The 11,858-nt window shown below is 74.6% G+C and carries 2 protein-coding genes; both read left to right on the top strand.

Annotated elements, in window-relative coordinates:
* The first annotated feature begins 68 nt into the window (after nucleotides 1–68).
* The gene (locus EAO70_RS26955) at nucleotides 69–2,495 is read left to right on the top strand and encodes a type I polyketide synthase (protein WP_261993078.1); all 2,427 of its coding nucleotides are present in this window, start codon (nucleotides 69–71) and stop codon (nucleotides 2,493–2,495) included.
* Between the two features lie 227 nt (nucleotides 2,496–2,722).
* A partial coding sequence (locus EAO70_RS26950; protein WP_148005530.1) for an SDR family NAD(P)-dependent oxidoreductase occupies nucleotides 2,723–11,858 on the top strand: 9,136 nt, incomplete at its 3' end.

Raw genomic sequence — 11,858 nt, 5'->3', positions numbered from 1 at the left:
CCGTCCCCCGGCCCCGTACCCCCGACGAGGCGGCGTCCGGTGACAGTCACGCGACCCGGGCGCGCGACATCGCGGTCGTGGGCGCCGCGGTCAGGCTGCCCACGGCCGGAACGCTGGCGGACTTCGCCGAGCTGCTCGTCGAGGGCCGCGACACGGTCGGCCCGCTGCCCGAGACGCGTCGCCGTGACGCCGCCGGGCCCCTCCCGCACGCCTCCTTCCTGGACCGGGTGGACGCGTTCGACCCGGCGCCCTTCCGGATCTCCGCCCGCGAGGCGCCGCTGATCGACCCGCAGGCCCGGATCGTCTACGAGACCATCTGGGAGGCACTGGAGGACGGCGGACGCGGCGGCGCCCGCGCCGCGGCGGACCGCACCGGGCTGTGGATCGCGTACAGCCACGACCACTACCACGAGGAGCGCTTCCGGCACGGCGTGCCCGAGGGGCGGGGCCTGGGCCTGGAGGCGATGATCGCCAACCGGCTCTCCTACCTGATGGACTGGCGCGGCCCCAGCACGGTCGTCAACACCCTCTGCTCCTCCTCGCTGGTCGCCCTGCACTCCGCCCTCCAGCACCTGCGCTCCGGCGACATCGACACCGCGGTCATCGGGGCCGTGCACGCCGGCCTCAGCCCGGAGTACTTCCGGTCGATGGGCGACATGATGGCCCTCTCCCCGCGTCACCGCAGCCGTGCCTTCGACAGCACCGCCGACGGCTTCGTCCCCGGTGAGGGCGCCGTGGCCGTGGTGCTGCGGCGCTGCGACGACGCGCTCCGCGACGGCGACCGGATCCGGGGCGTCGTCAAGGGCGCGGCCGTGAACCACGGCGGCCGGACCACCCGTTACTCGGCGCCGAGCCCGCGTGCCCAGGCCGAGGTCATCTCGTCCGCGTTGGTGGATGCGGGTGTGTCGGTGGAGTCGATCGGTCTGGTGGAGGCGCATGGGACGGGGACGAGTCTGGGTGATCCGATCGAGGTGGAGGGTCTGACGCGTGCGTGGCGGGGTTTGACGGGTCGTTCGCAGTTCTGTGCGTTGGGTTCGTTGAAGGGGAACGTGGGGCATCTGGAGCCGGCTGCGGGTCTTGCGGGGTTGGTGAAGGTGCTTCTTTCGATGGAGCGGGGTGTGGTTCCTCCGTCGTTGCATGTGGTGCGGCCGAATGATCACATTCGGTTTGAGGGGACTCCGTTCTTCCTGGCGGATCGGGTGGCGGAGTGGCCGCGTCCGGTGGACGGTCCGCGTCGGGGTGCGGTGAGTGCGTTCGGGATGGGTGGGGTGAACGCCCACGTCATCCTGGAGGAGGCGCCTGCGGCTGCCGCGCGTGAGGTGGTGGGGCAGGAGTCGTATCTGGTGCGTGTGGACGCGGCCGACGAGACGTCCGTCCGCGCACTCGCCGGCTCGTACGCTGACGCCCTGGCCGCCGCGGACGAGAACCTCGTGGGCGACTTCGCGTTCACGGCGAACACCGGACGCGCGGAGAACAGGTTCGGTACGGTCGTCTCGGGTGGCGACGCGGGTGAACTCGCCGTCGCACTGCGGGACATCGCCTCCGGCGCGTCCCCGGTGGCACGCCGGAGCGGTCGGAAGTCGGCGCCGGTGGTGTTCATGTTCACCGGCCAGGGCTCGCAGTACACGAGCATGGGCCAAGGGCTCTACCGCACGGAACCGGCCTTCCGCGCCGCACTCGACGAATGCGCCGACCTGCTCGCCGGCCACCTGGACATCCCCCTGCTCGACCTGCTGTTCACCGACACCTCCGGCGCCCTCGACTCGACGAGGTGTGCGCAGGTGGGGATCGTGTCGGTGCAGGTGGCGTTGGTGCGGTGGCTGGAGTCGCTGGGTGTGCGTCCGGATGCGGTGGTGGGTCACAGCCTGGGTGAGTTGAGTGCCGGGTGGGCCGCGGGTGTGGTGGGTCTGGAGGACCTGCTGCGTCTGGCGGTGGTGCGTGGTGCATTGATGGAGTCGCAGCCGGGTGCGGGTGCGATGGCCGCGGTGCATGGTGATGCGGCTGCTGTGGTCGAAGCCCTGAAGGCGTTTCCTGGGGTTGAGGTGGCTGCGTTCAACTCGCCTCGTGTGGTGACGGTTTCGGGTCCCGTGGATGCGGTGGCGCGGTTCCGTGCGGAGTCGGGTCTGCGGTCGCAGCCGCTGGTGGTGAGTCATGCGTTCCACTCGGCGTTGATGGAGGGGGCGGTGGCTCCGTTCGCCGATGTGGTGTCGGGGGTTGAGTGGTCGGCTCCGCGGGTGGCGTTCGCGTCGACGGTGTCGGGTGGCTGGCACACGCCGGAGTCGGTGAAGGACGCGGGCCTGTGGGCGCGGGGGATTCGTGAGCCGGTGAGGTTCTCGGAGGCTGTCGGTCTGGTGTCGGGTGTGGGMGCGGGCGTGGTGTGGGAGATCGGTGCGCAGCCGCAGKTGACCTCCCTTGCCCGCGCGTCGTGGTCGGCGGATGAGCCGTTGTGGTTGTCGACGTTGCGSCGTGACCGGGTGGACCAGGCCGAGGTGTARGCGGCTGTCGCGTCGTACGCCGGTTCGGGGTCGGGTTCGGTGGACTGGGCGGGTGTGCATGCCGGCAAGGGCCACCGCACGATGACCCTCCCCACGTACCCCTTCAACCGACAGGACCTGGTGGCGCCCCCCGCCCGCGGTGAACGTGTCACGCGCACGGCGCCCGCCGCGCCCGCCGTGGGACACCCGCTGTTCGACCGTCACTACGAGCACCGGAGCGAGGGACAGTGACGCACACGCCAGAGACGTACGAGAAGGCGTTCACGGGCCAGGAGCCCCTCATCGCCCAGCACCGCGCCGCGGGGACCGGACTGCTCCCCGCAGCCGTGCAGTTGGAGATGGCGCTCGTGGGCGTCGCCCGCCGCCGACCGTTCGCCCCGTTGGAACTCACCGGGGTCTCGTTCCTCCGCCCCCTCGCGATCGCCGACCAGGGCACCGCGCCGGTCCGGCTCGACGTGACCCCCGGCCCCGACCGGACCCGCTTCGAGCTGACCACCCTCGTGGCCGGCACCCGCAAGCAGCTGTCCACCGGCGCCGGACGGTTCCTCCCGGCGGACGCGGCACGGCCGGCCCGCACCGCGGCTGACCACGAGCCCGCCGGCGCACGTGACGTCGCCCCGGAGCGGCTCTACGCCGGATGGGAGCGCGAGGGCCTCCAGTACGGCCCCGACTTCCGCACCGTCCGCGCGCTCTCCGTCGCCGACGCCGGAACGGCCCGCGCCACCCTGCGGTCCGACGCCGAGCCGATGCCCTGGTACGCGCACCCGCTGCTGGTGGACGGCGTCTTCCAGGTCGTCAGCTGCGCCCTCCAGGACCTGACGGGCGCGGACGGCCCGTACCCCATGCTGCCGATCGGCGTCGAGCGGCTCGGCCTCTTCACCGACCTGTCGACGGCGACGGACGGAGTCACCGTCCACGTCCGCCGCACCCGTGACGACGGCGCCTACGCCACCGCCGACGCACTGCTCCTCGGCCCCTCCGGCGACGTCCTCGCCGAGTTCCAGGGCGTACGGATGCGGCGCACCACCACCGTGACGCGCACGCCCGCGGCGGCGAACGGCGCGACGGACTCCGTGGCCTCCACCGCGGCCCTCAGCGCTGCCTCCTCCGCGACCTCTTCCGAGGCACGGACGTCCGACAGCGCCGCTGGACGGCGGGACCCGCTGCCCGTCTCCCGCATCGACTGGCACCCCGAGGCGGGCGACCCCGCCCGCCGGGAGCCGGCGACCGGCACCTGGGTGGTCCTCCACCACGGCCCGGCCGACCGGCTCGGCACGGGCGCCGCCGAAGCCCTGCGGGCCGACGGCGCACGCGTCGTGGAGGTCACCGCCGGCCCGGCCACGCCCCCGAGCGACGCTCCCGACCCCGACCGGCTGACGCTGGACCGGCCCGACCAGGAAGGGTTCCGGCGGCTCTGGGAGGAGATCGGCGACCCCGTCGCGGGCGTGGTCCACCTGTGGAACGCCGACGGCCCGACCGACGGCCGCCGGGGCGAGGAGGACGAACTGCGCCTCGGCCTGTACGCCTGCCTCGCCGCCCTCCGTACCCTGGGCGAGCGGCAGCGCAAGTCCCGCTTCCTCGTCGCGACCCGCGACGGCCAGCCCATCGCCGCCGACGACCGGCCGGTGCCGGCCCGTGCCGCCCTGTGGGGCCTCCTGCGCACCGCCGCCATCGAGTACCCGGGCATGCGCCCGCGGATCGTCGACCTCGGCGGCGACCCCGGGGCGCTGCTCCCCGCCCTCGTCGCTGAACTGGGCGTCGCCCGGGGTCCCGTCGAGACCGGCTACCGCGGCGACGTCAGGCACGTGCCCGTCCGGGTGCGCGACCGCTCGGCGTACACCCCGCCGCGCCCCGCCGGGCAGGGCCCGATCCGGCCCGGCGGACGCTACCTCGTGCTCGGCGGCCACGGCGGCCTGGGCCTCGAAGTGGCCGAGCGGTTCGCCCGCGAGGGCGCCGGCGTCGTCGCGCTCGTCTCCCGCTCCGGCGGGAACCCCGGCTCCGACGAGCGGGCCGCCGCGATCGCCGCCCACGGCTGCCTGGCCGTCTCGTACAGCGCGGACATCACGGCACCGGGCGCCCTGACGGACCTGGTGGAGCGGATGCGGCGGGAGCACGGCGACGTGCACGGCGTCATCCACGCCGCGGGCACCCTCAAGGACGGGCTGATCCGCAGCGCCACCGCCGAGGACGTCGCGGCCGTGATGCGGCCCAAGGCCGACGGCGTCCGCGAGCTGTCCGCCGCCGTGACCGGGAGCGACCTCGACTTCGCGGTGCTGTTCGCCTCCGTCTCCGGCACGTTCGGCAACCTCGGGCAGGGCGGCTACGCCGCCGCCAACGCCTACCTCGACGGCTACGCCCACGCGCACGGCGCGCCGTGGCTCAGCGTCGACTGGGGCCTGTGGGGCGAGGTCGGCATGGGCACCGCCGTCGCGGACCAGCTCCGGGCGCGCGGTGTCCGGCCGCTGACCACCGCGGAAGGCCTCGATGCCCTCATCGCCGTCCTGGCGACGGAGCGGCCCGCCCGGCAGCTCGTCATCGCCCACCCGGACGCGGGCACCGAGATCGTCGAGCCGGAGGAGCAGCAGTCCCGGGCCGTCACCGCCGACGCCACCGCCCCCACCGTGCCCGCTCTTCCCGCCGCGACCGCGGCGGCCGACTCCGCCGCCTCCGACGACCGGTCCGGTGAGACCGCGGGGAACGCCGCGGAGCGGGTCGCCGACGCGCTGGCCGACTACCTCGTGGAACGGCTGGGCATCGCCTCCCTCGACCGCGAGGCGCTCCTGGCGGACTACGGCATGAGCTCGATCATGAGCGTCGAGTTGTCCGAGGAGCTGTCCCGCCGGTGGGGCGTCAGCCTTCCCGCCACGCTGTTCCTGGAGTACGGGGCCTTCGACGAGCTGGCGGAGGCACTCACCGAGCGCTACGGCGCGGCGGCGGCGCTGCCGGAGCCGACCGGGGGCGAGGCCGCCGGGGCGGCCGAGGACGTGACCGACACCGGGACCGTCGCCGCCGAGACCAGCCGGCCGGCTCAGCCCGCTGTCTCCGCAACGGCAAGGGCTACCACAGCCGACGCAGGCACGGCCCCCGCAACCGCTCCGACTCGTCGCCCCCGGCGCTCGGCGCCGGGCGGGCGCGATCTGGACGTCGCCGTCGTCGCCGTGTCCGGCGACCTCCCCGGCGCGCCCGGCAACATCGCGGACCTCTGGCCGCTGCTGCGCGAAGGCGGCCACGCCTTCACCGACGTACCCGCCGAACGCTGGGACGTCGACGCCCACTTCGAGCAGCGCGGTCCCCGTATGACGGGCACGTACTGCCGCAAGGGCGCGTTCCTCGCCGACGCCGACCGGTTCGACCCGACCTTCTTCGGCATCTCGGTCCGCGAGGCCGAGGAGATGGACGTCCAGCAGAAACTGCTCCTGGAGCACGCCTGGACGGTCCGGGACGACGCCGGCCTCGTCGGACGCCGTGACATCGGCGTCTTCGTGGCCGCCACCTACACCCACCACCGCGACACGCAGGGTCTGGACACCGTGGGCCCGCACACCGCGCTCGGCTCCATGAACGCGGTGCTCGCCAACCGGATCTCGTACGCCCTCGACCTCACCGGGCCCTCGCAGACCGTCGACACCCTCTGCTCGTCCTCGCTCGTCGCACTCCAGCAGGCCGTCACCGCGCTCCGCTCCGGCCACTGCGGCGCCGCGATCGTCGCGGCCTGCCAGGTCGGCCTGACGCCCTGGTACTACCGCAGCCTCAGCCAGCTCGGCGCCCTGTCGGAGGGCCTGCCGAAGCCCTTCGACGAGCACGCCGACGGGTTCCTCCCCGGCGAGGGAGCCCTCGCGGTCCTGCTGAAGCCGCTCGCGGACGCGGAGCGCGACGGCGACCACATCTGGGGCGTCGTCCGGGGTACGGCCGTCAACCACGGCGGGCGCGGCAGCGCCCTGCCCGTGCCCCGCAGCGGGGCCCAGGCCGCCGTGGTCCGCGCGGCCCTGGACGACGCCGGGCTCGCCCCGGCCGACATCTCGCTCATCGAGACCCACGGCACCGCGACCCGGCTCGGCGACCCCATCGAACTCGCCGCGCTCACCGAGGTGTTCGGCGGCGATCCCGACCGCGAGGGCCCCGTCCACCTCGGCGCCGTCAAGGGCAACATCGGGCACCTGGAGCCCGCGGCCGGGCTCGCCGGGCTCGTCAAGGCCCTGCTGTGCCTGCGGCACGGGGAGATTCCGCCGGTCGCCGGGTACGAGAAGCCCAGTAGCCACCTCGACCTGTCCTCCGGACCGTTCGAGATCCCGACCGAGCCCCGGGCGTGGACCTCCACCGGACCGAGGCGCTTCGGCGTCAGCTCCTTCGGCATGGGCGGCACCAACGCCCACGTCGTCGTCGAGGAGTACGTCGGAGCCGCACGCGCCGAGGAGACCGGCGACGGACCGGCCGCCGAGACCGCCCACCCGGACGGCGCCGCCGACGAGCACCTTCTGCTCCTCTCCGGCCACACCCCGGAGGCCCTGCTGCGGCGCATCGCGGACACGCGGGCGGCGCTACGCGGGGAGACGGCGTCCGGCTTGCGCGAAGTGTGCCGTGCCAGCGCCGTCGGACGTGACCACCGGTCCCACCGGATCGCCGTGCTCGGCGCCACCGCCTGGGAGATCGGCGCCGGACTGGACCACGCCCTGCGGCTCGCCGACTGGGCGTCCGGCTCCGTCGTCCGCGGCTCGGCCGTGGTGGAGAGCGCCTCGACCGGTCTCGGCGTCCACGCCCTCCGCCACGTCGAGGGCGCGGCGGTCGACTGGGCGTCCGTGTACCCGGGGCCGGGGGTACGCCGCCGACCGCTGCCGCCGTACCCGTTCGGCGCGGAACCCGCGGCGTCCGCGACACCCGACGCCACCGGCGCCACCGCTCCCACGGACGCGTCGGGCGGATACCCGTCAGCCGCCCGGGGTGAGGACGTGGCCGAGGCCGTCCGCCGGCTCTCGCACGCGCACCGCGTGCTCGGCGAGGAGACCGTGCCCGGCGCCGTGCCCCTCGCGCTCGGTCTGCGGGCGGCCGGTGAACTGCGTGCCGTCGCCTTCACGGGTCGGGGGAGCGGCCCGCACGAGCTGACCACCGACCTGGACGAGCCGGGCCGCACCGGTCCGGCCGCCTTCCGGCACGCCGGCCGTACCATCGCCCGACTGACCACCGGCGCGGCTCACGCCGGGCCCGCCCCCGCCGCGCGGGACCTGGACACCCTGCGCGCGGGACTGGAGCGCGGCTTGGAGCCCGCGGGCCTCTACGCCTGGTTCGCCGCCAAGGGCATGGAACTCACCGCGCCCCTGCGGTCGATCACCGAGGTCCACTACGGACCCCGACAGGTCCTGGCCCGGGTCGCCATCACGGCCGGCAGCCCGCTGGAGGCCGAGGTCGCGGCGCTCGACGCCGCCCTCCAGACGATGGCCGTCCTCACCCTCGCCGACCCCGAGGCGCCGACCGGCACCTTCCTGCCCGTCGCCGTCGACGGCGCCGCGCGCTGGGGCGACCCCGCGCACACGGTGTTCGTACTGCTGAACGGGGCCGAGGCCGAATCCGACGGCGTACGGCGCGGCGACGTCGACCTGCTGGCGGCCGACGGCCGGGTCCTGGTCCGCCTCGAAGGCATCGAGTACCGGACGGTGACCGGGAACGGCGTGGGTACGACCACCGGCGGCGCTGCCCCTGAGACCGCCGATACGGGTGGTACGGCCAGGTCTGCCGAGAGCACTGGTACCGCCGGCGCGACCGGTGCCGTGGAAGCGTCCACGCCCGCGCCCCGCTCGGCACGGCTGGCCGCGGTCGAGGCAGCCGTCGTCGAGGTGGTGCGGGCGGCCCTGCACGACCCCCGGATCACTGCGACCACGTCCCTGTCCGCCGTCGGCATCGACTCCATGCTCGCGACGGCCGTCGCCGCCGACCTGGACGAGAAGTACGGCGTACCGCTCAGCCCGACGGACGTCCTCGACGCCGCCGACTGCCGCACTCTGGCCGCCCACGTCGCCGAACTGGCGCCGGAGGACGCCTTCGTACGGCCCGAGGCCGAGGCGGCACCGACGGTGGAAGCGGAGCCGCGGGCCACCGTTCCGGCCACCGACCGGGTCGCTGACCGGCCCGCCGACCCGGCCGCGCTCTACGGCGCGGACCCCGGCGAGGCGGTCTCCGCCGACGACGTGGCCGTCATCGGCCTGGCCGTCTCCCTGCCCGGCGCGACGGACCCGGAGGGACTGTGGGACCTGCTGGCCGGGTCCGGCGACCAGGTCGGCCCCGCACCCGCACGCCGCTGGGGCCGGTACGCCGACGGGCGGGAGCCCGACGTGGGCGGATTCCTCGACGGCGTCGAGGACTTCGACGCCCGGTTCTTCGACTTCTTCCCCAAGCAGGCGGAGGCGCTCGACCCGCAGGCCCGCTGGCTGCTCCGCAGCACCTGGGAGGCACTGGAGTCGGCCGGCCTGCCGCCGCGCGGACTGTCGCCCGCCACGGGCGTGTTCGTCGGCGCCAGCTACCAGCACTACAAGGACTACAACCTCTCCCCGGAGCTGGACGCCCCCGCCGGCCTGGGCAACCACAACGCCTTCCTGGCGAACCGGGTGAGTTTCTTCCTGGATCTGCACGGGCCGAGCATGACGATCGACACGCTGTGCTCGTCGTCGCTGGTGGCGCTGCACACCGCGGTGCGGAGCATCCGCTCGGGGGAGTGCGAGCAGGCCCTCGTCGCCGGTGTCCGCGTCGCCATGTCACCCCTGCACTACGTCGCCATGCGGAACCTGCGCGCCCTGTCCCCCTCCGGCCACTCGCGGCCGTTCGATGCGGGTGCGGATGGGTTCGTGCCGGGGGAGGGGGTGGTGACGGTGGTGTTGAAGCCGTTGCGTGCTGCTGTGCGTGATGGTGATCGGGTGCGGGGTGTGGTGAAGGGTTCGGCGGTGAATCACGGGGGTCGTACGAGTGGTTTGACGGTGCCGAGCAGTGCTGCGCAGGAGTCGGTGATCTCTGCTGCGTTGGTGGATGCGGGTGTGTCGGTGGAGTCGATCGGTCTGGTGGAGGCGCATGGGACGGGGACGAGTCTGGGTGATCCGATCGAGGTGGAGGGTCTGACGCGTGCGTGGCGGGGTTTGACGGGTCGTTCGCAGTTCTGTGCGTTGGGTTCGTTGAAGGGGAACGTGGGGCATCTGGAGCCGGCTGCGGGTCTTGCGGGGTTGGTGAAGGTGCTTCTTTCGATGGAGCGGGGTGTGGTTCCTCCGTCGTTGCATGTGGTGCGGCCGAATGATCACATCCGGTTCGAGGGGACTCCGTTCTTCCTGGCGGATCGGGTGTCGGAGTGGCCGCGTCCGGTGGACGGTCCGCGTCGGGGTGCGGTGAGCGCGTTCGGGATGGGCGGGGTGAACGCCCACGTCATCCTGGAAGAGGCACCTGCCGTTCCGGCCCGGGACGTACCCGCCCCGGAGGCGTACGTGGTCCGCGTCACCGGCGCCGACGACACGGCCGTACGGAAGCTGGCCGCGGCCTACGCCGCCCGCTTCGACACGGTCCGCGACCCCGCCGAGACGGCCGACCTGTGCCACACCGCCAACACCGGCCGATCCCCGCTGGAGTACCAGACCGCCGTGCACGGACGCTCGGCGGCGGACCTCGCGGCGGCGCTCCGCTCGGTCGCCGACGGGACGCACCCGGTCGCCCGCGTCGACATCGACCTCACCGCCGACGCGGCGGCCGCCCCGCACGGGACGACTACCGCCCCCGGCCACCCGGCCCGCGCGGCGGAGCTGGCCACCGCCGGGTACGCGCACATCGACTGGTCCGGGCTCTCCCCCGTGGGGGCCCGCGTCACGGACCTGCCCACCTACCCGTTCGCGGGTTCCCCGTTCTGGCGCGGACCCGAGGAGACCGACCGCGCCGGGTACGCCGACAACGCCGGGCACGCCGAGCCCATCGACCACGTCGGGACACCGGCGCGGGACGGACGCACGGGCACACCGGCCGTACGCGTCGAGTGGCGCGCCCGCGCCCTGCCGCAGGCCGCCCCGGCGCGACCGGCCGGACCGGCGACGGTCAGCGTGGCCGCCGCCGACCCCGCCCTCGGGCAGGCGCTGACCGGGCTCCTGCGGGACCGCGGCGTGACCGTCGTCGCGCCCGGCGCGCCGGCCGACGCCGCCGTCGCGGTCGGAACCCGGGGCGACCGGCACACCGACCCGTCCGAACTCGGAGCGGTCTGGACCGGGTTGGGTGATCTGATGCGGACGCTGCCGCAGCGGGCCGCTGTCCTCTGGGCCTCGTTCGGCGGGGCGGACCTCGCCTCCGCCGCAGAGACCGGGCACGGGGCGAAGAACGGCGACGCCGGTCCGGACCCGGTCCGCGCCGCGACCGCCATGGCCGTCCGCGCCGCGGGTGCCGAAGGGCGCCGGCCCACCGCCGTCGTCCACCTGGACCCCGCCGATCCGGCCACCGACCAGGCCGCCCACCTGGCCGCCGAGCTCACCGCACTGGTGTCCGGAACGCCGGAGGCCACCGCCGCCGACGCGGGCACCACCGTCGCCGCCTACCGCCAGGGCACCCGGTACGTGCCGGAGAACGTGCCCGCCAGGCCCGGACCTCCGTACTTCCTCCCGGCCGAGGGCTACTGCCTGGTCACCGGAGGGCTCGGAGCCGTCGGACTGCGACTGACCGAACGCCTCGTCGCGCGCGGCGCCCAGCGCGTCGCCGTCGTCGGCCGGTCGCCCCTCGACGCCACCCGCGCCCAGGCGCTGCGGGAGCTGGCGGGCGGTGCCGAGGTCGAGTACGTGCCCTGCGACGTCTCCGACCCGACGGCCCTCGCCGCCGTCGCGGACCGGCTCGGCCGGAGCTGGGGCAGGCTGGTCGGCGTCGTGCACGCCTCCGGAACCGTCAACTCCTTCGGCGCGATGCACCGCCGTCCCTGGGCCGACGCCGAGAAGGTGCTCGCGCCCAAGGTGGCCGGCTCGCTGAACGTCGTCCGCCTGGCCAGGGAACAGCGAGCGGACTTCGCCGTCCTCGTCTCCTCCGTCGCCGGCGCCCAGGCCCTGGCCGGGCGCGGCCTGGTCGACTACAGCCTCGCCAACGCCTTCCAACTGGCCCTGGCCGAAAGGGAGGACGACGAGGTCACCGCCGTCACCGCGCACGCCTGGCCGAACTGGACGGGCATCGGGATGAAGGCCGACGACTCCTACTCCGCCGCGTACTCGGTCGGCGCCGACGAAGCGCWCGACGCCTTCTTCGACCACCTTCGGTCGGGCGGCGCCGTCGTCTTCCCCGGCACCGCTTCCGCCCCGGCGGGCACGGAGGGGGCGGCGAGCACGCCGGGCACGCCGGGGACGGCCACCGCCGCACCCGCCCCCCTCACCC

The organism is Streptomyces sp. adm13(2018) (assembly GCF_008042145.1).
In the GTDB taxonomy this organism is placed as follows: Bacteria; Actinomycetota; Actinomycetes; order Streptomycetales; family Streptomycetaceae; genus Streptomyces.
The sequence above is the reverse complement of the archived record's forward strand: the minus strand, read 5'-3'. Positions and strand labels throughout refer to the sequence as shown.